This window comes from Janthinobacterium sp. C22 (assembly GCF_057919405.1).
The window spans coordinates 3,935,583-3,957,141 of record NZ_CP193659.1 but is presented as its reverse complement, the minus strand read 5'-3'; the positions used below and the strand labels follow the sequence as shown (position 1 = coordinate 3,957,141).

14 protein-coding genes and 5 pseudogenes are annotated in these 21,559 nt (G+C 68.7%); 2 read left to right on the top strand and 17 right to left on the bottom strand.

Annotated features, from left to right (window positions below):
* Positions 1–355: 355 nt before the first annotated feature.
* From ACRHIG_RS18605 to ACRHIG_RS18540, 14 genes and pseudogenes are all read right to left on the bottom strand, one after another.
* A complete protein-coding gene (locus ACRHIG_RS18605) occupies positions 356–2,146 on the bottom strand; it encodes a glycosyltransferase family 4 protein (RefSeq protein WP_489627428.1) in 1,791 nt (596 codons plus the stop codon).
* Positions 2,143–3,366 carry a TIGR04063 family PEP-CTERM/XrtA system glycosyltransferase gene (locus ACRHIG_RS18600; RefSeq protein WP_489627427.1) on the bottom strand — a complete coding sequence of 408 codons (1,224 nt, stop codon included), beginning with the start codon at positions 3,364–3,366 and terminating at the stop codon, positions 2,143–2,145. Before ACRHIG_RS18600 ends, ACRHIG_RS18605 begins: the two co-directional genes overlap by 4 nt.
* Positions 3,367–3,369: 3 nt before the next feature.
* A pseudogene (locus tag ACRHIG_RS18595) lies at positions 3,370–5,353 on the bottom strand (XrtA/PEP-CTERM system amidotransferase).
* Between the two features lie 63 nt (positions 5,354–5,416).
* A pseudogene (locus ACRHIG_RS18590) lies at positions 5,417–6,508 on the bottom strand (TIGR03088 family PEP-CTERM/XrtA system glycosyltransferase); the annotation flags it as partial.
* A gap of 57 nt (positions 6,509–6,565) precedes the next feature.
* The gene (locus tag ACRHIG_RS18585; RefSeq protein ID WP_489627426.1) at positions 6,566–7,111 is read right to left on the bottom strand and encodes an exosortase C-terminal domain/associated protein EpsI; all 546 of its coding nucleotides are present in this window, start codon (positions 7,109–7,111) and stop codon (positions 6,566–6,568) included.
* A 242-nt stretch (positions 7,112–7,353) separates the two neighbouring features.
* A pseudogene (gene xrtA / locus ACRHIG_RS18580) lies at positions 7,354–8,013 on the bottom strand (exosortase A); the annotation flags it as partial.
* Positions 8,014–8,147: 134 nt separating this feature from the next.
* Positions 8,148–9,443 (bottom strand): TIGR03087 family PEP-CTERM/XrtA system glycosyltransferase, encoded by a 1,296-nt coding sequence (locus tag ACRHIG_RS18575; protein WP_489627425.1) that lies wholly within the window; start codon positions 9,441–9,443, stop codon positions 8,148–8,150.
* A gap of 15 nt (positions 9,444–9,458) precedes the next feature.
* Positions 9,459–10,550 carry a FemAB family XrtA/PEP-CTERM system-associated protein gene (locus ACRHIG_RS18570; protein WP_489627424.1) on the bottom strand — a complete coding sequence of 364 codons (1,092 nt, stop codon included), beginning with the start codon at positions 10,548–10,550 and terminating at the stop codon, positions 9,459–9,461.
* A pseudogene (locus tag ACRHIG_RS18565) lies at positions 10,550–11,409 on the bottom strand (XrtA system polysaccharide deacetylase). Before ACRHIG_RS18565 ends, ACRHIG_RS18570 begins: the two are co-directional and overlap by 1 nt.
* Positions 11,406–12,566 (bottom strand): non-hydrolyzing UDP-N-acetylglucosamine 2-epimerase, encoded by a 1,161-nt coding sequence (gene wecB / locus ACRHIG_RS18560; protein WP_489627423.1) that lies wholly within the window; start codon positions 12,564–12,566, stop codon positions 11,406–11,408. The pseudogene ACRHIG_RS18565 and the gene wecB overlap by 4 nt, the downstream one beginning before the upstream one ends.
* Positions 12,567–12,576: 10 nt before the next feature.
* Positions 12,577–13,878, bottom strand: coding sequence for a TIGR03016 family PEP-CTERM system-associated outer membrane protein (locus ACRHIG_RS18555; protein ID WP_489627422.1), 1,302 nt, complete (start codon positions 13,876–13,878; stop codon positions 12,577–12,579).
* Positions 13,782–14,111 carry a hypothetical protein gene (locus tag ACRHIG_RS18550; RefSeq protein ID WP_489627421.1) on the bottom strand — a complete coding sequence of 110 codons (330 nt, stop codon included), beginning with the start codon at positions 14,109–14,111 and terminating at the stop codon, positions 13,782–13,784. The genes ACRHIG_RS18555 and ACRHIG_RS18550 overlap by 97 nt, the downstream gene beginning before the upstream one ends.
* Entirely contained in the window at positions 14,095–14,946 is an 852-nt protein-coding gene (locus ACRHIG_RS18545; RefSeq protein ID WP_489627420.1) for an XrtA-associated tyrosine autokinase, read from the bottom strand. The genes ACRHIG_RS18550 and ACRHIG_RS18545 overlap by 17 nt, the downstream gene beginning before the upstream one ends.
* Before the next feature lie 19 nt (positions 14,947–14,965).
* Positions 14,966–16,495, bottom strand: coding sequence for an XrtA system polysaccharide chain length determinant (locus ACRHIG_RS18540; protein ID WP_489627419.1), 1,530 nt, complete (start codon positions 16,493–16,495; stop codon positions 14,966–14,968).
* 243 nt (positions 16,496–16,738) lie between these two features.
* Here ACRHIG_RS18540 and ACRHIG_RS18535 point away from each other — a divergent pair.
* A pseudogene (locus tag ACRHIG_RS18535) lies at positions 16,739–17,359 on the top strand (XrtA/PEP-CTERM system exopolysaccharide export protein); the annotation flags it as partial.
* Between the two features lie 202 nt (positions 17,360–17,561).
* The gene (locus tag ACRHIG_RS18530) at positions 17,562–18,266 is read left to right on the top strand and encodes an N-acyl amino acid synthase FeeM domain-containing protein (RefSeq protein ID WP_489627418.1); all 705 of its coding nucleotides are present in this window, start codon (positions 17,562–17,564) and stop codon (positions 18,264–18,266) included.
* A gap of 43 nt (positions 18,267–18,309) precedes the next feature.
* Here ACRHIG_RS18530 and ACRHIG_RS18525 read toward each other — a convergent pair whose 3' ends face one another.
* Genes ACRHIG_RS18525 through ACRHIG_RS18515 form a run of 3 tightly spaced genes read right to left on the bottom strand, consistent with a single transcriptional unit; the run spans position 18,310 to position 21,557 of the window.
* Positions 18,310–19,092, bottom strand: coding sequence for a S1 family peptidase (locus tag ACRHIG_RS18525; RefSeq protein ID WP_489627417.1), 783 nt, complete (start codon positions 19,090–19,092; stop codon positions 18,310–18,312).
* Between the two features lie 12 nt (positions 19,093–19,104).
* On the bottom strand, positions 19,105–19,599 hold the full coding sequence (locus tag ACRHIG_RS18520) for a hypothetical protein (protein WP_489627416.1): 495 nt from the start codon (positions 19,597–19,599) through the stop codon (positions 19,105–19,107).
* The gene (locus tag ACRHIG_RS18515; RefSeq protein WP_489627415.1) at positions 19,482–21,557 is read right to left on the bottom strand and encodes a hypothetical protein; all 2,076 of its coding nucleotides are present in this window, start codon (positions 21,555–21,557) and stop codon (positions 19,482–19,484) included. The genes ACRHIG_RS18520 and ACRHIG_RS18515 overlap by 118 nt, the downstream gene beginning before the upstream one ends.
* Positions 21,558–21,559 lie beyond the last annotated feature (2 nt).

The window sequence follows — 21,559 nt, the reverse complement described above, 5'->3', positions numbered from 1 at the left end:
GTGCTGCGCCCTTCGATTTTCTGCAGCAGGGGCAGGCCGCGGCCGCAGGTGCAGGGTTCGGTACCCAGCGCGCCCACGTCGCCCGTGGCGTAGCGGATGAAGGGGTAGTCCTGCGTGGCCAGGTGGGTGACGACAATGTCGCCCGTGGCCCCGGCGGGCAGCGGCCGGCCCTGGCCATCAAGGATTTCCACGATGATGTCTTCGGCCGTGATGTGCATGCCGCCATCCGGGCATTCGTGGGCGATGAAGCCCGCGTCGCGCCCGCCGTAGCCGTTGGCCACGGGGCAGCCAAAGGCGCCGGCGATCTGCGCGCGCTGCGCGTCGTACAGGCGCTCGGCCGTCACGAACGCCACCTTCACGCCCAGGCCGTCGAGCGGCAGGTCGTGCGCGGCGGCGTGGCTGGCGAGGCGGCACAGGGCGGACGGGTAGCCGAACAGCATGCGCGGGCGCAGGCGGCGCAGCTGCCTGACATAGCCATCGAGGCGCGCGGGCGACATGGCGAACGCGGGCAGCAGGGTGGTGCGCAGCAGGGCGTCGCGCAGGCGGCGCAGGCGGTCCTGCGCCTGCAGCTCGATGGGGAACCCCACAGCACGGCTTCGCGGTCGCCGATGTCGACGCCCCACCAGCGCGTGGCGCGCCACTTGGCGGCGATGTCGTGGCTGATGCGGCGCCGACCCAGGAAGAACTGCAACGGCTCGCCGCTGGAGCCGCCCGTGGCGAACGGCCGCAAGCCCACGGCGCGGGCGGACTTGAAGCTGTCGCGCGCGCTGGCAATATCGCGTTTGCGCAGCAGCGGCAGGCGCGACAGGTCGGAAAGCTGGCGCAGCTGTTCCGGGTCGAAACCGCTGCGGGCGAACAGGGCGCGGTAGTAGGGCACGTGCGCGCCCGCGTGGCGCAGCAGCGCGCGCAGGCGCGCCAGCTGCCATTCTTGCAGCTGTTCTGCGCTCCACCACTGCGAGCGTTCCAGCCGGCGCAGCAGGCGCACGCTGTGGTGGCTCTTGAACCGTTCATGCAGGGGAAACAGCCAGTGGGCGACGAGGCGCGTGTAGGCGCCGGGACGCGGCGCGGCGCGGATGCGGCGGTAATGGGCGGCCAGCCTGGGCGCGATGCCGGGCCAGCCGAAGGCGGCCGCATGCGCCAGGCCCGCGTTTGCCAGCGCCTGCGCGCGCGGCGGATCGCGCAGCAGCGCCAGGATGGCCTGCGCCATGGCGGCCGGATCTGCGGGCGGCACCAGCAGGGCCGTCACGCCGTCCTGCAGCAGCGCGGGGATGCCGCCCACGTTGGTGCTGACGACGGGCACGCCGCAGGCCAGCGCCTCGAGCACGGAATTGGGCATGTTGTCGGCCAGGCTGGGGTTGAGGACGATGTCGCCGGCCTGGTACAGGGCCGGCATGGCGGCGTTGTCGACGGGGCCGGCGAAGCGGACGGCATCCTTCACGCCGAGCGACCTGGCCATGCGCGCCAGCGCCGCGCGCTGCGGCCCGCCGCCGGCCAGCACCAGGCGCGCCGCGGGAAAAGCCTCGCGCACGATGGCGAAGGCGCGCACGGCGCTGGCATTGTCGTACAGGCTTTCCAGGTGGCGCGCCACGAGGATGCACGGGCCGGCATCGCCTGGCGCACGCGGCGCGGCCGGCGCGAAGCGCTGCAAGTCCACCACGTTCGGCACGATGTGGGCCGTATGGCCATGCTGCTCGAAGACGCCGGCCAGGTAGGCCGACGGCACGACGATGGCGCTGGCGCGGCGCAGGCTGAACGCCACCAGGCGCGGCGAGCGGGCGAAAAAGGCGGCCGCTTCGCCGCCCCGGTAGTTGAGCAGGGCGGGCTTGCCTTTCAGGCTGGCGATCCACAGGGCCGGTGCGGCCTGCAGGTGCCAGGACCAGCCGGAATTGGCCATGATGTGGAACAGGTCGACCGTATTGGCGGCGCGCCACAGGCGCCACAGGTGCACGGGCAGGCGCAGCGCCGCGCGCAGGTAGCGGATGCGCGCCAGCCAGGGCGGCAGGACGGGGCCGTTGACGGCCAGCAGCTGCACTTGCGCGCCGTCCTCGCGCAACAGCCGCGCCAGCTGTGCCGTCTGATTCGCCATGCCGCCGGCCGGCGGCGGCAGCGGGCCGACCAGCGCGATGCGCAGGCCCGTGAAGATCATGGCGTCGCTCCCGGCGCCATGCGTGCCGCCGCCACGCGCGCATACACGGGCGCATAGCGGCCCACGCTGGCGCCCCAGCTGCGCTCCGTCTCGACGAAGGCGCGCGCCTGGCGCCGCAGCGGCGGCCAGCTGGCCGGGGCCAGCAGCAGGTTCAATACCGTTTGCGCCAGCGCCCCGGCGTCGCCGGCGCGAAACAGCATGCCTGTCGCGCCATGCTCGACCAGTTCGCGGTGGCCGCCCACGTCGGACGCCACCACGAGACGCCCCTGCGCCATCGCCTCGAGCGGTTTCAAGGGCGTCACCAGCTCCGTCAGGCGCATCGGCAGGCGCGGATACACGCAGATGTCGACCAGCTGATAATAGCTGGCCACCTGCGCATGCGGCACCCTGCCCGCGAAGACCACGGCGTACTCTATGCCCAGCTGCGCCGTCAGCGCGCGCAGCGCCGCGTCCTGCGGTCCGCCGCCGGCCAGCAGCAGGCGCAATGCCGGCTGCGCCGCCAGCATGCGCGGCATGGCGCGCAGCAGCAGGGCCAGGCCCTCGTAGGCATAGAACGAGCCGATGAAGCCGATAACAGGATGACCATCCAAACCCAGCGTGCGGGCCAATGCCGGATTGTGGGAGGCATGGAAGGCGCCCGCATCGACGGCGTTCGGGATCACCGTGATCTTATGCGCGGGCACGCCGCGCGCGCACAGTTCGCGCCGCAAGCCCTCGCAGATCGTGGTGACGGCGTCTGCGCGGCGCAGCGCATAGGTTTCCAGCGCCCGCGTGAGCCGGTAGCGCAAGCCGCCGGAGCGGCTGCTGCCATGGTCGGCGGCCGCGTCTTCCCAGAAGGCGCGTACCTCATACACGACGGGGATGCCCAGCGCGCGGCCCGCGTTGAGGGCGGCGACGGCGTTCAGGGCGGGTGAATGCGCATGCAGGATGTCGGGCTTGAGCCGTTGCGCCAGCTGGCGCAGGCGCACGGCCAGGCCGACGATGACGGCCACCTGGCGCAGCACGGGCAGGCGCGCCCACCAGCGCGCATCGGGCGCCGTGCGGTAGAAATGCCAGCCGTCGACCAGCTGCTGCGCGCCGTCGGCCGGACCCTGCTTGGCACTCGTGAGCTGCATGGTGTGCCAGCCCAGCGCGCGCTGCTGCCGCAGGATGGCCAGGGTGCGAAACGTGTAGCCGCTGTGCAGGGGCAGCGAGTGGTCGAGGATGTGCAGGATGCGCATGGTTTAACCTGGGACGGATGTTGTGGTCAGTCCCTGCGGGAGCGGAATACGGCCCATTGGGCCATATTCCCCCAACGGGTCTGACCCCGTTGCAACCTGGCGCAAAAAGGCCTCGAACATCAGCAGCGCCCACAGGGGCGCGCTGTAGTCGCGCCGCCCGCTCGCGTGCTGCTCGAGCAGCAGGCGCACGTAATCCATGTCGAACAGGCCGCACTGCGCCAGGGTGGGACCGAGCAGCCGCTGCTGCAGGCGCTGGCGCAGCGGGCCGCGCAGCCAGTCGGCCAGCGGGATGGAAAAGCCCATCTTCTGGCGGTACAGCAGGGTGTCGGGCAGCAGCGGGCGCAGGGCTTTTTCAGCAGATACTTGCCGACACCGCGCCGCAGCTTGAATTGCGGCGGCAGGCCGGACATCCACGCCACCAGTTCATGGTCGAGCAGGGGCGAGCGCACTTCCAGCGCGTGCGCCATGCTGGCCCGGTCGACTTTCGTGAGGATGTCGCCGGGCAGGTAGGTTTTCAGGTCCAGGTACTGCACCTGCGACAGCGGATCCTGCGCGGGACTGGCCAGCGCGTGGCGGCGCAGCACTTCCACGGCGCGGTAGCCGTGCAGGCTGCGCCGCAGCTCGGGGCTGAACAGGCGCGCGCGCATGGCGTCACCGAGCAGGCTGACGCCGTGAAAATACGCGTCCGTCGTATCGCGCGCCAGGCCCTCGAAGGTGGTCTTTGCGCGCAGGAAGCGCGGTGCCCAGTCGGCCTTCGGGTACAGCCGCCCCAGGGTGCCGAACAGCGACTGGCGCAGGCCGGCCGGCAGCAGCGGGTCCATCGCCTTGCGCACTTTTTCCTCGCGCGTGTGCAGGCGGTAGCGCCGGTAGCCGGCCAGGCTTTCATCGCCGCCGTCGCCCGACAGGGCCACCGTGACCCGCTGACGCGCCAGCTGGCACACGCGGTAGGTGGGCATGGCGGAACTGTCGGCGAACGGTTCGTCGTACAGCTTGGCCAGCAGGTCGATCAGCTCGAAGTCGTCCTGCTCGACCTGGCGCGCGTGGTGCGCCGTGCCGTAGCGGCGCGCCACCAGGTCGGCGTAGCGCGCCTCGTTGTACGCCGGGTCGCCGAACGAGATGGAGCAGGTGTTGACGGGCGTGGCGCTGGCGCCCGCCATCAGCGCCACGACGGCGCTCGAATCGACGCCGCCGGACAGGAATGCCCCCAGCGGGACTTCGGCCACCATGCGGATGCGCACTGCTTCGCGCAGGCGCGCCAGCAGTTCGTCGGCCGCCTGCGCCTCGCTGGCGGGGGATTCGGCGTGAACGGAATGTCCCAGTATGCTTGCGGCGCGGGCAGCGGCTGGCCTGCGCGGATGCAGAGGGTATGCCCGGGCGGCAGCTTGCGCGCGTGCCGGAAGATGCTGCGCGGCTCGGGCACGTAGCCGTAGGCGAAATAGTCTTCCACGGCCAGCGGGTCGAGTTCGCGCGGCATGGCCGGATGCGAGAGCAGGGCTTTGAGTTCGGAGCCGAACAGCAGGGTGCCGTCCTGCGCCTCGCCGTAGTACAGGGGTTTGACGCCCAGGCGGTCGCGCGCCAGGAACAGCACATGGCGCCGGCGGTCCCACAGGGCGAAGGCGAACATGCCGCGCAAGCGCTGCACGCATTGTTCGCCCCATTGCTCCCAGGCGTGGACGATGACTTCCGTGTCGCTGCTGGTGCGGAAGGGGTGGCCGAACTGGCGCAATTCCGCCATCAGGCCGCGATAGTTATAGATTTCGCCATTGAAGACGATGGCGATGCTGCGGTCGGCGTTGAACAGCGGCTGCTGGCCGCTGGCCAGATCGATCACGGACAGGCGCCGGTGCGCCAGGCCCAGGCCCGGCTCGCGGTGCAATCCGCCCTCGTCCGGCCCCCGGTGGCGCAGGCTGTGGTTCATGCGCGCCAGCAGCAGCACGTCGATGTCGCGCTGGCCCTGCAAATCAAAGATGCCGCTGATGCCGCACATGGGAGGCCTTTCAGGGAGTGGTGGACAGGGAGAGGGCTGGCGCGCGCCCGTCAGGCGGTCGTACACGGCCAGGTAGGCGCCGGCCATGGCGGGCAGGCTGTGCTCGGCCAGCACCTGGCGCCGCCCGCGCGCGCCATGGCGCGGACCCAGTTCCGGCATGCTGTAGTAGTCGAGCATGGCGTCGGCCAGCATCTCGGGCGAACCGGGCGGCACCAGGGTGCCGCTCCAGCCCGACTGCACCAGTTCCGCATTGCCGCCCACCTGCGTGGCGACGACGGGCAGCCCCGTCGCCATGGCTTCGAGGATGGTGTTCGAGCTGCCTTCGGCCAAGGACGGCAGCACGAACAGGTCCATGGCGCGCAGCAGCTGCGCCACGTCGTCGCGCGCGCCGGGCAGCCAGGCCAGATGGGCCACGCCGGCCTGCTGCAGCAGCTCCAGGCAAGCCTGGCGGCACGGCCCGTCGCCGACGATGATCAGGCGCAGGCGCGCGCGGGCGCCCGGCTGGGCCAGCAGCAACAGGAAGGCCCGCACCAGCGAGGCGTGATCCTTGACGGCCGCCATGCGGCCCACGCTGCCGATGACGAAGGCGCCGTTGCACAGGAAACCGGGCGGCCCCACGGCGGCGGGCGGCCCCAGGCGCGGATGGAATTGCACGCTGTCGACGCCATTGCCGATGTGCGACACCTGCGCGGGTGCCGCGCCGATGGCGTCCACCAGCCAGTGTCCCAGGTCGGCGCTGACGGCGATGAAGTGCTGCACCAGCGGCAGCATGCATTTGCGCAGCAGCCGGTATTTGAGGCGGGTGCCGTGCAGGTCGCTCATGTCGCGCCCGTGTTCGCCATGCACGCGCAGACGCACGCCGGCCAGGCAGGCCAGCAACTGCGCTTCGAGGCAGCCCAGGTTGCGCGTGTGCACCAGCGCCGGGCGCAGCTGTTTCAGCACGCGGTACAGGCGCAGGTAGTGGCGCCAGTCCTTGCCTTCGCGTTTGTCCAGGCTGATCACGTCGACGCCAGGGGTGGTCAGGCGCTGGCGAAACGCGGTGGCGTTCTTCAGGCAGACGATGGCGTGCCGGTAGCGCCCGGGCGGCAAATGGTTGATCAGGTTGACCAGGCCGTTTTCCAGCCCGCCCACGTCGAGCTGGTGGATCACGTGCACGATCAGGGGGCGCCGCCGGGCCCTGCGGCAGCCTGGCGCGTGCCGCCGGTATCGAAGTCAAGGGCCATGCGGCAGCTCCTGCAGGCGTTGTTCGATGACGGGCAGCGCCGCTTGCAGGAAGGCTTGCAGGCGCGCGCGCGGCGGCGGCGCCAGCTCGTCGTAGGCGGCAAAGACGAGGATGTCGGCGCCATCCTGGCGCCTGCCCAGCAGCTTGGCTTGCGCCAGCAGCAGTTTCACCAGCACGGGCCTGGCCGTGACGATGCCGCCCTGGCGGTAGAGGCGCCACACGAGCAGGCGCTCGCCGCCGTGCGCCAGCACGCTTTCGCGCACGGTCATGGGGCCGCCGGCCAGGGTGACGGGCCGCACGCGCTGCGCCAGTGCCATCCAGCGGGGGCCGTAGGGCAGGGCCTGGTGCGTCAGCAGTTCGGCATCGCGTGCCTGGCGCGCATACCAGTGCAGCTGCAAGCCCACCGGCGCGCCGTCGCCTTCCCGGCGCGCATACGTGGCGGCAAAGCGCGCGGGCGCGCCCGCATACGGCGCCTGCCACGCGGGTGGCGCAGCGTGCAGCCGGCGCCAGGCGGGCGGATCGGGCAAGGCCAGCATGGCGGGGAAGCGGGCGCCGCCATGCCATCCTGGTGCTGGCTGGCGAAGGCCAGCGCCGGCCACAGCGCCGCCAGCAGCAGGCAGGCGATGCTGGCGCGCACGGCGGCGCGCGGGCTGGCCGCAACGCCACCAGCGACAGGCCGGGGCGGCAACGTGGGTGGCAAGATCGGCGCCGGCGGCAGTTCGCGCCAGCGCGCGGCCAGCCAGAACAGCAGCAGCGCCACCACGCCGAAGAACAGCCAGCCATAGATCAGGTGGTCGACGCCCACGGCCAGGCGCATATTGCTCAGGTGACCCAGCATCACGATCAGGTAGGCGCGCACGCCATTGGCCAGGATGGGCACGAGCAGGGCGGCGGCCATGACGGCCAGGCGCCGCCGCGCGCTGTGGAAGTTGACGTGGGCGAACAGGGCGCCCAGGGCCAGCGCGGCGATCAGGTAACGCAAGCCGCTGCACGCCTCCACCACCGACCAGTTGCCGGAGGGCAAAGAAAAATTGCTGCCGTCGCGAAACACGGGCACGCCCGTCCATTGCAGCGCCGTGACGGTGAAGGCGGCCGTGAAGTCGATCAGCGGGTCGAGGAAGACTTCGCCAAACGGCACGGCCAGGAACAGATACGCGAGCGGAAAGGCCAGCAGGCGCACGGCCGGCCAGCCGAGGATGGCCAGCACGCAGGCGGGCAGCATGGCCGTGGCCGCATATTGTTCCACCACGGGCACGTTGGCGGCGTCGGCCAGCAGCCAGGCCAGACCCAGCGCGCCCAGCAGCAGCAAGCCCTGCCGCGACGGCTGGGGCGCCAGCGCGGCCAGGCGGTCCCGCTGGCGCCAGGCCAGCCAGCAGCTGATGGGCACGATCAGGAAGCCGTGCGCGAACGTTTGCGAGCGGGACCACAGTTCCACCATCGACCAGAAGGTGGCGTGGTACAGCAGCACGACGGCGGCCAGGGCCAGCAGCAGGGCCGCCAGGGCGGCCTGGCGCCGGCCCCGCGGCAGGACGGCCGCGTCCGGCAAACGCGTGGCGCTGTCGAGCTGCAAGCTCATGTGGAGGGCTCCCGCGCCGGCAGCAAAGGCGCGGCGGCGCCGCTGCCAGCCGCATCGGTCCCGGCCTCGGCAGGCAGTCCCAGCATGGCGCCCAGGCCCCGCAGATTGCGTTCCCAGTCGTAATCCTGCAGGACCAGCTGGCGCGCCGCCGCGCCGATGGCCGCGCCGCTGCCTTCGGCCGCGTCGCCCTGGGCATGGCGCAGCACGCGCGCCGCATGGTGGATGAATTCGGCGTCGTCGCGCGCCAGCAGCAGTTCCAGGCCCGGCTGGGCGGCGATGCCTTCCAGCGCCTGCGGCGTGGCCAGCACGATCTTGCCCATCGCCATCGCTTCCAGTACCTTGTTCTGCACGCCGCGGGCGATGCGCAGCGGTGCCACGGCCAGGGCCGCGCCGGCCAGGTAGGGGCGGATGTCGGGCACCTTGCCCGTCACCACCACGCCAGGAATCTTGGCCAGCGCCGTCACGGCGGGCACGGGCGCGCTGCCGACGATATAGAACCGCAGCTGGGGAAACTGGCGCCGCAGGGCGGGCCAGACGTGGCGCACGAACCATTGCACGGCGTCGACGTTCGGCCAGTAATCCATGGCGCCCGTAAACACCAGCGCCTGCACGCCGGGCGGATATACGCCGGGCTGGGCCGGCATGGGCGTGAAATATGCCGTGTCGACGCCGTTGTTGACATGGCCCGTCTTGCGCCGCGCCATCGGGGCGCACTGGCGGAACAGGGCCGCTTCGGCCGGCGAGACGAAGCTGGCGGCCGTGAACTGCTGGGCGATATGGCGCTCGTACTGCAGCAGCAGATGCGCTTCGCGGCGGTACAGCTGCGACATGGGCCAGGGCTTGCTGTCGCCGTACTGGCGCCACTTGTCGGAATCGACGTCGACGAAATCGATGACGCGGTGCAAGGCACGGCCCGCGCTGCCGTCGATGTATTGCGCCATGGGGCCGGAAAAGGCCAGCGCGTGGCGCACCTTGCCGGTCGAGATCACGCCTTCGACCCATTGCAGCAGCCGCGCATCGCGGTAATACTGCACGCTCATGGCTTGGCGCGACAGCAGCGCCTGCATGGCGCGCCAGCGGGCCGTAGTGCGCCGCAAGCCGATGAAGCGCGTGCTGGCGCACAGGGCGGCCACGGTTTTCGCGTGCTGCCAGTCGTCGTCATCGTCGATGAAGCAGCCCAGGTGCACGCGGAAATGCCGGCTCAGGTATTGCAGCATGTGCCACGAACGTATCTTGTCGCCCTTGTTGGGCGGATACGGCAGACGGTGGGCGAGGAACAGGAGTTCGCGCATGGTGTGTCCCCTTGCTTAGCCCAGTTGCCGCACGATGTGCGGCCCCAGCAGGTTGGCCAGCGGCAGCGGCAGGCGGCGCCAGGCGCGGATGAACAGCGCGTATTTCGGATTCAGGGGATTGACTTCCGGCAAGGCCCTGGCGCGCACGAGCTGGCAGGCATACGGCAGCGGCTGCGCACTAAAACCCCAGTTCTTCTTGAAGTCGAAGGCGCCCGTGCCCAGCTTGCTGCGGCCGAAATCGAACAGGCGGTAGCCGCGTGCGCAGGCGCGGCGCATCGCTTCCCAATACATGAAGTCGTTGGCGCCCGTGCTGCGCGCCAGCGGCGTGCCGCCACCGTAATACGGCAATACTTCATCGCGGAAATAGAACAGCAGCACGCTGGCCTGCGCCTGCTGGCCGTGGTACACGGTGAGGATGTCGCAGGCGTCGCCGAAGACCGTGCGCAGCAGGGAAAAATGGCGCTGCGCGAAGACGGGCGTGCCCAGCCGGTGCACGCTGGCCGCATAGATCGGGTAGAAATGGCGCAGGTCGTAGTCGATGGCGCTGTGCAGGCCGCCCGCCATGGCCTTGCGCACGACGGCGCGCTGCTTGCGGGGTATGGCCAGCAGATTCTGCTCGGCATCGGGACTTAACGGCCGGCGGAAGGTCGCGTACAGGGGTTTGTGCAGCCAGGCAGAGTCCGCATTTTCCGACGCGTTTTGCTCCACTTCGCGCCAGCGGTATTCCAGGTGGCCCACGCCGAGGCGCCGCGCCAGCGCCAGCGCGGCGCTGTCGAGCGCCTGGCGCACGGCCGCGCCGCCGCCGGCGATGCCGCCGTAGACGCAGAACGGCAGCGAGACGAGCGATGCGCCGAACAGGCGGCTGCGCAGATGGGCCAGCGGCAGCACGCCGGCGATGCGCCCGTCCTGTTCCGCGTACAGGAAATAGCTGTCGTGCTTGAAACCTTGCTCCATGATGGTTTGCCAGCCCGCCCGGTGAAAGAAGGTCGCTTGCTGGCAAGTATCGACAAAGGCATCCCAGCGTGCATGCTCGTGCGCCTGCAGGGAGCGCACGGCGATGGCGGCGCTGGACGGCGCGTAGTCGGGAGGAAGGCTGGCCTCGTGCATCATGTGCTTTCCAGAAAAATACGGTCCATGCGGTCCCAGGCGAAGTCGCGCGTCAGTCGCCCCAGCCGCGCTTCCATGCGCCCCAGGTTCAGGTAGTGGCGAAAGCGCGTCCTGGCGCTGAGACCAAGTGGACGCGGCTGGCCGGGATCGAGTTCCCAGGGATGAAAATAGAATATGCCAGCTTGCCCGTCGCGCGAATTGATGCGTCGCAAAAGCCAGCGCGACAGTGCATACGGCATCAATCTGAAATAGCCGCCGCCGCCGGCCGGCAGGTTGCGTCCGCGCAGGCGCACGGTGCTGACGGGCAGTTCCAGCACGCCGTGCGGCCCGCGCGGGCGCCAGGCGAAGCGGGGCGCGTCGGGCATGCCGTAATGGTCGTGGCGGATCGGGTAGATGCTGGAACTGTAGCGGTAGCCCGCTTCCTGCAGCACGTCGAAGGCCCACAGATTGGCCGCGCCGATGGAAAAGCTGGGCGCCCGGTAGCCGCGCACGGCCAGCCCCGTCAATTGTTCGAGGATGGCCTTGCTGCGGCGCACGTCGTCGGCGAACTGCGCGGCCGGCTGCTCGTTGGCGCGCAGGTGGGCATAGCCGTGGCTGGCCACCTCGTGCCCGGCGGCGGCCACGCGGCGCAGCATGGCCGGATAGCGTTCGGCGATCCAGCCCAGCGTAAAAAAGGTGGCGTGGATGCGCCGGCTCTCCAGCAGCAGCAGGATGCGCTCGATATTCGCCTCGACCCGGCATTCCAGGCGGGGCCAGTCGGCGCGGGCGATGTGCGGCGCGAAGGCGGATACCGGAAATAGTCTTCCACGTCGATGGTGAGCGCATTCTTCAGCGCCGGCGGCAGCGCCGGCGCCGTCATGGCGTGCCCCGGCGCGCCGCCAGCCAGGGCGCGACGATGGCGGCGATGCGCGTGGCCGCGTGGCCATCCCACAGGGGCGGTATGCGGCCCCGCTTGCCGCCCGTGTCGAGGATGGCGCGCGCCAGCGCCAGAATGGCGGCCGGCTCCGTGCCGGCCAGCGTGTTCGTGCCGTCGCTCACGGTGACGGGCCGCTCCGTGTTGGCGCGCAGGGTCAGGCAGGGCACGCCCAGGGCCGTGCTTTCTTCCTGGATGCCGCCCGAATCCGTCAGCACCAGGTGCGCCTCTTGCATCAGGCCCAGCATTTCCAGGTAGCCCAGCGGCGGCAGGCGGATGATGGCATGCCGCGCCAGCACGGGTTCCAGGCCCGCCAGGCGCAGGCCGGCCAGGGTACGGGGATGGATGGGGAACAGCAGCGGCAGCTGTCGCGACAGCTGCCCCAGCGCCTGCAGCAGCGCGGCGAGCTGCGCCGGGTCATCCACGTTCGACGGCCGGTGCAGGGTGAGCAGGCCATACGCGGGCGGGCAGGCGTGGCCGTGCGCGCGCAGGGTGGCGGCCGGCTTGACGGCGCGCGGCAGCTGCCGCCGCAGGCTGTCGATCATGACGTTGCCCGTGAAATGGATGCGTTCGGGAGCGATGCCTTCGCGCAACAGGTTGGCGCGCGCGCCTGCCTCGCTGGTGAGCAGCAGGCTCGATAATTGATCCGTCAGCACGCGGTTGATTTCCTCGGGCATGCGCCGGTCGCCGCTGCGCAGGCCCGCCTCGACGTGGATCACGGGGATGTCCCGCTTGGCCGCCACCAGCGCGCAAGCCAAGGTGGAATTGACGTCGCCCACCACCAGCACGGCATCGGGCGCCAGCGGCGGATGGGCGTCGAGCACGGCGTCGAAGCGGCGCATGATCTCGGCCGTCTGCTGCGCGTGGTTGCCCGAGCCGACGTCGAGGGCGATGTCGGGCGGGCGCAGGTCCAGGTCCGTAAACAACTGCCCATTCATGGCCGTGTCGTAATGCTGACCCGTATGCAGCAAGGTCACGCGCACGGCCGGCGCCTGGCGGGCCAGGGCGGCCAGGATGGGCGCCATCTTCATCAGGTTGGGGCGCGCGGCCACCACGCACAGCAGGTGCGCCGGCGCGGCGGACGCAAGAGAGGGGTCGGACATTGCGGCCTCCTTAGAATTGCATGATGAGCGTGGCGCTGACGCCGTTCTCGCGGTAATCGCCGCCCCGGTTGCTGGCGTGGCGCGTGTGGCGCAGCTCGATGCTGGCCGTCATGTCCGGCTGCAGGATGCGGTTGTAGCCGGCCGTCATGGTGATGTTGTTGTCGCGCCGGGGTACGCTCAGCGAGCGCACGCTGGCGTAGCCGCCATTGAGATTCACGCTGGTGCGCGCACTGGCTTGCCAGCTCCAGCCCAGGTTGCCGCCGATCTGGCGCGTGCGGTCTTCGCTGCCGAATTCCACGCCGGGCAGCAAGCCGCTGTCGATGCCGCTGGCCGTCTGCGCCGTGCGGTCGACAACCGTGATGCCGGCGATCATCGTGCTTTTCGCCGTGGCGCGCGCCATCGTCAGCTTCAGCTGTTTTTGCAGGAAATAGCGGTGGCTGAAGTAATTGATGGCGCCCCGTTCCGGCCCCAGGCTGTTGGCGTAGCGCAGGAAGGCATCGATGCGCAGGCGCCGGTCGCGCGTGTTGGGAAAGATGCCGCGCCATAACTGATCGAGCAACTGGGCCGCGTCGCGGTTTCCCAGGCGAGAAAATTGCGTCGGCATGGTGGTGATGTTTTCGCTGTAGCTCAGTTGCCAGTTGGTATGGCGCTGCAGGAAGTTGGCATCCAGGCTGTAGGTGGTGCCAAAGAAGCGCTTGCCCGTGCTGAAGGCCACGCTGGTGCGCGGCGATGGCGTCCACACGCCGCCCAGCGACCAGAAGCGCCCCTCGGGCGCCTTGCCGCTGGTAGAGATATAGCCTTCCTTTTCCAGGCCGCCGCTGGCCGTGGCCGCCCATTTGCTGCTGAACGGATAGCGCAGGCCCACGCTGCTGCGCTGCATGCGCACGGGCGCCAGCTTGCTGTCCTGCGTGCGGCGCACGTCGTGGCTGGCGTTCCAGGTCCAGCCGCCGGCGCGCGGCTCGCCGCTGAGCAGCAATTCCATTTCATCGCTGTGCACGGACAACAAGTCGCCGCCGCTGTCGACCGTGTTGCGCGTGTAGCGCAGCTCGGCCGTGGCCAGGCCGCGGAAGCGGTGGCGCAAATACGGACTGATGCCGGTGGTGCGCACGGTGCTGGCATTGTCCGTGTCGGGCAGGTCGTCGATCAATTGGGGGCCGAACGGCGAGATGTTGCGCCGGTTCACGCTGGCATCGGCATCGATGAAGAACCAGTCCTTCACCAGCTCGGCGTCGGCCGAGGCGTGCAGCTGGTGGTTGTCTGTATCGGCACGCTGTCCCGACAGGTATTTGTGCCAGCTGTAGTCGAGGTGCACGCGCAGGCGGGGCCCGTGCCGATGAGGGCGATGGCGGGCGCGATTTCCGTGATGAAGTCCGATTGCGCCTGGCCGGGCGGCGCGCGCAAGGCATTGTCCGTATAGCTTTCGCGCAGGCGCAGCGACGGTTTCACCAGCCAGTCGACGGCGCCGGCCGGCGCGGGCAGCAGCAGGGACAGGAACGGCAGCAGCGGCAGCGCCAGCGGCGTGCGGCAGCTAGTCGTAATGGCCATAGCCGTAGTAGTCGTTGCCGGGGAATGATCTGGTCTTGTTGTAGATTAAATGGATGTGCTCGCACGAGTCGATCTGGCGCAGCGCTTCCTTGACGGCGTGCTGGGTCGTCGTTTCCGCCTCGACCACCATCACCACTTGCCCCATCTGTCCCACCAGCGCGTGCGCTTCGCTGGTGATCAAGAGGGGCGGCGAGTCGAAGACGACGACGCGGTCGGCGTAGCGGCTGGCGATCTCGGCCAGCAAGCGGCTCATGGCCCGGCTGGCCAGCAGTTCCGTCGCATGCTTGTTGCTGCGCCCGGCGGGCAGGATGCTCAGGTTGGCCACGTTGGTTTTCAGGATCACGTCCGCCATCGCCAGCTGCGGGTCGAGCAGCACGTCCATCAGCCCCGGCTCGGGCGGCAGGCCCAGCACTTTCAGCACGGACGGGCGCGCCACGTCGGCATCGACCAGCAGCACCGTGATATCCATTTCCATGGCGATGCTCATGGCCAGGTTGACGGCGCAATACGTCTTGCCTTCGCCGGGCATGGCGCTGGTGACGACGATCAGGTTGCCGTGGCGGATGGCCTCGGCGCCGCTGGCGCGTGCCTGGCGCAGCAGCGGGCGCTTGATGATGCGGAAATCCTCGGCCACCGAACTGCGCCCGCCATCGTGCGTGAGCATGCCCTGCTCGGCCAGCCGGGCCAGGTTCAGGGGCCGGTACTGGGGCGAGCGGGCCGCCTGCGCGCCATCCGCGCCAGCGGCCACCTCCGGACCATCCGCACCATAGGGCACGCCGGCCTCGGCCACGCCCAGGATCGTGGGTTCCTGCTTGCCGCTGTCCTTGCTGCTCATCGTCGCTCCCCTGGTGGCTCTAGAATTTCAGCAGCGCGGCCGTCATGACCCCGCCGTACAGCACGAACAGGCTGCCCAGGCAGGCGCCGAAGCCATAGCGGGCGCGGCGGCGGCGTACCTGCTGCAGCGGCGTCCAGTTCATCGATACCGTGCCCAGCACGTTCAAGCCCGTCGCGTCGCGCAGTTCGGACGGACTGAGGAAGGTGGGGCGCACCTGGCTGATCAGCAGGGCCGCGGCGACGCCGGCCACCAGGGCCGCGCCCAGCGCCGCGCTGAACAGCAGCGGGCGGTTCGGGCCGACGGGCGCATATTGCACCGTGGGCGGGTCGATGATCTTGAAGGCCATCATCTCGGTGGTGGAACTGAGTTCGCCCGACAGCTTGGCCGCTTCGCGCCGGCCGATCAGCTTTTCATAGTTTTCCTTGTTGATGATGTAGTCGCGGTTGAGCTGCGCCAGCTGCGATTCCACCTCGGGCACGGCATTGCTCTGCGCCAGCAGCCGTTCATTGCGCGCGCTGTATTCCTGCACGCGGGCGCGGATGGCGGCCACCTTGGCGTCCGCGTCCGTCAGCGCCACCTTCAGCTGCTGCAGCATGGGGCTGTAGTTCTTGCCCGGGTCGCCGGACGCCGTTTTCAGCTTGCTTTCCTCGATCTTGCGCTCTTCCAGCTGGGCCACCAGGCGCTTCGAGGCGATGATGTCGGGATGCAATTCCGTAAATTGCATGCGCAGGTTGTCGAGGTTCTTGTTGAGCGAGGCGATGCGCTCGTCGAGTTCGGGATTCGTGATGGACGACGCGTTCGGCTCCATGTCGAGCACGGGCTCGTCGCCCTCGATCTGGCTCTGGATGGCCTTGCGCGCCTGTTCCGCCTCGACCAGCTCCAGCTTGGCATTGTTCAGGCTATCGGACGACATCAGCAGCTGGCTGCCGTAGTCGATGCCCTGGCGCGGCAGCAGCAGGTTGTTGCGGATCTTGAATTCCTTCACCAGGTTTTCCGCCGCGCTCAGCTTGTCCTCGTAATTCTTGATCTGCTCGTCGATGAATTGCACCGCCTTCTGCGAATCGCCCTTTTTGCCCTGGAAACTTCCTTCGACAAAGATGGTCAGCAGGCTTTGCACCACGTCGCGCACCAGCTTCGGGTCGCGCCCGCTGTAGCTGATGGTGTAGATGTCGTAGGCGTTGGTGCCGGTGATCTTGATGCGGCTCATCAGGTCATCGAGCTGGGCCTCGTGCTCGCGCACGGTCTTCGAATCGAGGTCGAGGTCGACCATGCGCATGACGCGCTCCACGTTGGGCCGGCTGAGCAGGGTGCGGCTCATGATGGCCACCTGCTGTTCCGTGTTCGGCACGCTGGTCATGCCGGCCATCAGCGGCTTGAGGATGGTTTGCGTATCGACAAACACGCGCGCCGACGTCTGGAAGTCGTCGGGCAGGCTGATCACCTTGATGAAGCCGACGATGGCCACCAGCCACGCCACCAGCACCGCATGCCAGCGGTATTTCCAGATGCCTTTCAGGCTGGAAAGCAGTTGCTGTATCAATTGCTCCATGTCGCTTCCTTCAGGTAACGGTGCTGCACGGCAGACGGGCGGGCGACGGCGTCTTGCAAGAAATGCTTGTCTGTTGAGTAAGCAAAGTATAGGGCGCCTGTCGAGCAAGATTTCCCAAGATGATTGCTTCTTGATACGCCTCAAGGTTCACTTGCCGGCTTTTAATAATCATAGGAAGTTCGCGGCCCAGGCTGGTTCTGCGGGGCCGGCCATGGACGCGCCATCGACTCGAAGAGGCTCCGCATGAATCCGTTTCGCCGTGCATTTGTCTGCAACACGCTGGTCCTGGCCGGTGCCGCCGGCCTGCTGGGAGGCTGCCGCACCCGCTATCCGCTGGCGCCCGCCGACGACAGCGCACCCATGCACGATTACCTGATCGGGCCGGGCGATTCCGTCAACATCATCGTCTGGCGCAATCCGGAAGTGTCGCTGACGGTGGCCGTGCGGCCGGACGGCAAGATCACCACGCCGCTGGTGGAAGACCTGGAGGCCAGCGGCAAGACGTCGACCCAGCTGGCGCGCGACATCGAGCAAGCCTTGAGCAAGTTCATCCAGCAGCCCGTGGTGACGGTCATCGTCACCAATTTCTCGGGGCCGTATGGCGAGCAGATCCGCGTGATCGGCGAGGCGGCCAAGCCGCAGGCGCTGCCGTACCGGCTCGGCATGTCGCTGATGGACGTGCTCATCGCCGTGGGCGGCATCACCGATTTCGCTGCCGGCAACAAGGCCAGCATCATCCGCGTGCGCGAGGGCAGCCAGCAGCAGCTGCGCGTGCGGCTCGACGATCTATTGAAGAGCGGCGACATTTCCGCGAATGTCATGATGCGGCCGGGCGACGTGCTGCTGATTCCGGAAAGCTTTTTTAACAGCGGACTCGGCCATATCAAAACAGCACTTATATTTGTCATTTTGTACTTTTCGGCAAATTTCATCGTGTTATTTTGCTATCTAAAGGCAGATTTCTTCTGTTTTTTTAGCTAGAGGTGGGAACTTCTCCCGTTTTTGTCTTGTCACAAGGCATTGGCTTCAGTCCGTCTCGACGGCTGCCGATGAACGTGAGGACAAGATGAGCTTTGAAGATGAACCCATTATTTCCTTCGACACGCCCGGTACTTTCAGCGACCTGGTGGTGGGCGAGGGGCAGATCGACCCGGCCATGGAGCATGAGCTCGACCTGCAGCGCTTTCATATCCGCATGGCCAATTCGCGTGGCCGGCGTGAAGCGGCCAGCTTGCTGATCCGCAAGATGTACGGCTGGCGCGGCTATGCCGTCGATCCCGGCATCGCGCACGCCTTGAACAAGATCACCTTGTTCGCGGAAACGGCGGGCACCACCGTCGGCACCATGACCCTGTGCCTCGACAATGACGAGACGGGCTTGCCGGCCGATGAAAACTTCCGCGACAAGCTCGACGTCCTGCGCGAGCAGGGCCGGCGCCTGTGCGAGCCGTCGCGCCTGGCCATCGACAAGGGTGTGAGCAAGCGCGTGTTTGCGGCGCTGATTCATATTTCTTATATCTATGCCCACAATATTCACGGCTTTACGGATTACGTGATCGAAGTCAATCCGCGCCACGTGGTGTTTTACAAGCGCATGCTGGGCTTCCAGGACTTCGGCGGCGAGCGCGAGTGCACGCGCGTGGGGGCGCCGGCCGTGCTGCTACGGCTGGACCTCGATTACATGGGGGCCCAGATCCGTAAATACGGTGGCCTGATGGAACAGCATGGGGGTGAACGGTCGTTTTACCCCTTTTTTTCCGACATGGGATGAGCCCGGTATTACCGACCGGCTGAGGCAAGGGCGCAACTGAGGTTTATTTGCTTTTCAGTAAGATCGCCTGCATGTAGCCGCCCGGAATCGCGTAGGTGATGCCGCTTGGCGCGCTGATGGCGGCCTCCTTGAGGCCCTTGACATACACCATGTTGACGATGCCGTAGACGAGACCGGTCTCGGGATCGAACAGCGGGCTGCCGCTGCTGCCCGGATACGCCGTCGCGTCCAGCTGGAACACGGTGTAGGGGGCCTTTTGCAGCTGCGCCAGGCGCCGGACGTCGAGGCGCTGCGCGTTTTCGCTGGGCATGACCACCGGCGTCAGCGATGACACGGTGGCGCGGTGCGTCACGTGGTGCAAACCGAGCAAGGTCCCGAGCGGAAAACCCGTGAAAGCCAGGGCCTGGCCCTCGCGCACCGTGGCAGCGTCGCCCAGCGCCAGGGCGGGCAGCGGCGCGCCCGCCAGGCGCAGCAAGGCCAGGTCGTGTTCCGTGTCCAGCGCCTGGACTTTGGCGGGGCGAAATTGCGCCACCTCGCCCTGGCCCGTGAGTATGCCGATGACTTCGTTCGGATTCGCGTCGAGCAGTTTCTGGATCACATGCGCGCACGTCAGCACGCTCAAGCCGTCGCCGGCCACGAAACCCGTGCCGATGAAATTCATCGGCGGCGTGCGCGTCTTTTGCAGGCTGCCCACGCCGACGATCGACGGCTTGACGCGCGCGATGGTCTGCGCCAGCGATGTGTCGGCGCGGCACGGCGCGCAGGCCAGGAGCCAGGCCAGGCAGGTGAGCAGGGCGAAGGGGAATGTCAACGGCAGGGCTTTCATGGCGGCGCGCTTTCAAGGGCAGGAGGTGGCGGGGAGTGGGCGGGCCTCAGCAGCGCGCACAGCAGCAACAGATAGCACAGCAAGGCGATGCGCGGCACGTCGAGCAGGCTGTCGAACAGGCCGACGACGAGAAAACCCAGCAGGGCGGCGGCGCAGGCCAGCGCGCCTGAATCGCCCCCTGGCCTGGCGCAGCAGGCGCGTGCCGGCCACGGACAGCAGGGCCAGCATGGACAGGGCGCCGCACCAGCCCGTTTCCACCAGCACGTGCAGCGCCATGCTCTTGATGTGCCACGGCAAGTGATGGTGGTCGCTGCTGAAAAACCAGTAATTATTCGCCTGCGTAAAGCGCCCGTTGGCGAGCAATTCCTCGCCGCCGGGCGCGCGCAAGCTCAGATTGTCGACTTCGAGCACGGACGAGTCAGCCGTGCCGCTGGCCGCCAGTTCCAGCTGCACGGGCGGGCGCAGCAGCCAGGCGCCCGTGCCCAGCCAGGCGCTGTCGAACGGCACGTCGTAGTGCTGCCAGACCGCCACCGGACTGCCGGTCGGATGAGGACGCAGGCGCAGGGGGACGGACACGCAGCCTTGCGCATACAGCAATTGCCGCTGGCACAGGCGCACCTGCAGCACGGGCATGGGGCCGCTTCGGCGCACGTCCAGCGCCAGGGTGTAGCGCGTGGCGGGCTGCACGCGCACGCGCTGCAGCAGCCGCAGCAGTTCGCCATAGCCGGCGCTGTAGCCGGGACTGGCCAGGCGCACATAGCGATTCCCCCTTCTTCGGCATACGTGATGGTGGCCGGCACTTCGCGCTGGGGATTGTGCCAGTAATAGGTGGCGGGAAAGCTGCCCATGCCCATGCCGAACAGGCGCTCGCCCCAGTCGGCTGGCTGCATGGCCAGCGCTTGCCGCCAATGGCGCAAGCGGCCCTGCATGTCGAAGGCCGTGGTGGCAAAACGCTCGGTGGCGTAATAGCTGGCCGAGACGGGGATGGCCAGCAGCAGCAGGATGCCGGCCGCGCCCGCGATGCTCAGGCTGGCCCGGTCCAGCCGCCACAGGGGCGGGCGCAGGCGTCCGTTGCCCAGCATCAGCATGGCCAGCAGCACGACCAGGCCGGCCGGCAGCAGCGCGCCAGCACCGGCCCAGTGCCAGCCTATCCAGGCGAGATTACATGCGAGCATGGTCCACGCCATCATCGCCACGCCCAGCCTGGCTGGCCCCTTGGCGGCGCCAGCATCGGGCCACAGCATGGCCGCCAGCAGCACGGCCGCCAGCAGGAACAGGAAATAAGGGCCTTTCAGCCAGCCGGCCGTGTGCTGATCAAGCGGCTCCGGCCACCAGGCGGCCAGCAAACCCTGCAGGCACAGCGCGCACAGCAGGCTGGCCGGCGCCAAACGCCACGGCAAGGGCCGCGCGGCCAGCACGAAGCTGGCCGCGAGCAGGACCACGGCGGCGAGCAAGCCCCGGTAGCCGGCCAGGCTGAACATGTACACGAGCAGGCCGGTGCCCAGACCGGCCAGCAGCAGCCTGAGCAACACATCGCGCACGGGCGGGCGGCCGGGCGGGCGCCGCGCCGCGCCGGGCGGCGTGCGCAGGGTTTGCCAGAATCCCAGCAGCATGGCCGCCGCCAGCGCCGCATACAAGCCCCGTGAAAAGGTGGTGAACGCCGCGTGCAGGGCCAGGGCCAGCAGCAGCATGGCCAGCGCCGCCTGCCAGCGGCTGCGGGCGCGCGCCAGCCACAGCGCGGCAAACGGCAGGCTCAGGGCCAGGTAGCCATCGAGCGCGGCGCCGCCCGTGTGCATGGCGGAAAACGGCGCCGTGATGCGGTAGTCGCTCGACAGGTTCGACAGGCCGGGAAACACGGCCCGTTCCCACAGCGCGAACAGCGACACCATCGCCAGCCCGGCCAGCATGCCCGGCAGCGCGTAGCGGCGCAGGGCGGAAGGATCCCCGTCGCGCAGCAGCAGCGGCAGCAGCAGCATGCTCCAGGCCCAGGCCTTGCCCAGCCGCAGGCTGTTGTAGGGGCTCAAATAATTATCCCAGGCATTCAGGTCGAGCGGCGCCAGCGGCAGCACGCCGCGCAGCACGGCCGCCAGCCAGGCCAGGCTGCACAGCAGCAGACAGGCGCGGGCGGCGGGCGAGAGCGTGGCCGCGGCGCGCTGGACGGGGCCGCCCAGGCGCCAGTAGCCGCACGCCACCGTCAGCAACAGCAGCACGTCGATTTCCTCGAGGAAGAACCAGCCCGTCCACGGCGCCAGGTCGAGCACGGGCAGCAGGGCGGGCACGCAGAACAGCCAGCAGGCGGGGCGCCAGCACAGCAGCAGGAAATAGGCGGGCAGCAGGATGGCAAACAGCAGGCCGGGCCAGCCGTGGCCCAGCGGATAGTGGCGCAAGGCCAGCGCGCAGGCCGCGCCCGCCAGCAGGGCCAGCGGCCGCGCCGCCAGCCCGGGCATGGCAGCGTGCATGGCCATGG

What these genes read in the sequence shown, in the direction of transcription:
- ACRHIG_RS18605 (WP_489627428.1), bottom strand. Translation starts at nt 2,146, where the DNA reads ATGATCTTCACGGGCCTGCGCATCGCGCTGGTCGGCCCGCTGCCGCCG.
- ACRHIG_RS18600 (WP_489627427.1), bottom strand. Translation starts at nt 3,366, where the DNA reads ATGCGCATCCTGCACATCCTCGACCACTCGCTGCCCCTGCACAGCGGC.
- ACRHIG_RS18585 (WP_489627426.1), bottom strand. Translation starts at nt 7,111, where the DNA reads ATGCTGGCCTTGCCCGATCCGCCCGCCTGGCGCCGGCTGCACGCTGCG.
- ACRHIG_RS18575 (WP_489627425.1), bottom strand. Translation starts at nt 9,443, where the DNA reads ATGCGCGAACTCCTGTTCCTCGCCCACCGTCTGCCGTATCCGCCCAAC.
- ACRHIG_RS18570 (WP_489627424.1), bottom strand. Translation starts at nt 10,550, where the DNA reads ATGCACGAGGCCAGCCTTCCTCCCGACTACGCGCCGTCCAGCGCCGCC.
- wecB (WP_489627423.1), bottom strand. Translation starts at nt 12,566, where the DNA reads ATGTCCGACCCCTCTCTTGCGTCCGCCGCGCCGGCGCACCTGCTGTGC.
- ACRHIG_RS18550 (WP_489627421.1), bottom strand. Translation starts at nt 14,111, where the DNA reads ATGGCCATTACGACTAGCTGCCGCACGCCGCTGGCGCTGCCGCTGCTG.
- ACRHIG_RS18545 (WP_489627420.1), bottom strand. Translation starts at nt 14,946, where the DNA reads ATGAGCAGCAAGGACAGCGGCAAGCAGGAACCCACGATCCTGGGCGTG.
- ACRHIG_RS18540 (WP_489627419.1), bottom strand. Translation starts at nt 16,495, where the DNA reads ATGGAGCAATTGATACAGCAACTGCTTTCCAGCCTGAAAGGCATCTGG.
- ACRHIG_RS18530 (WP_489627418.1), top strand. Translation starts at nt 17,562, where the DNA reads ATGAGCTTTGAAGATGAACCCATTATTTCCTTCGACACGCCCGGTACT.
- ACRHIG_RS18525 (WP_489627417.1), bottom strand. Translation starts at nt 19,092, where the DNA reads ATGAAAGCCCTGCCGTTGACATTCCCCTTCGCCCTGCTCACCTGCCTG.
- ACRHIG_RS18515 (WP_489627415.1), bottom strand. Translation starts at nt 21,557, where the DNA reads ATGGCCATGCACGCTGCCATGCCCGGGCTGGCGGCGCGGCCGCTGGCC.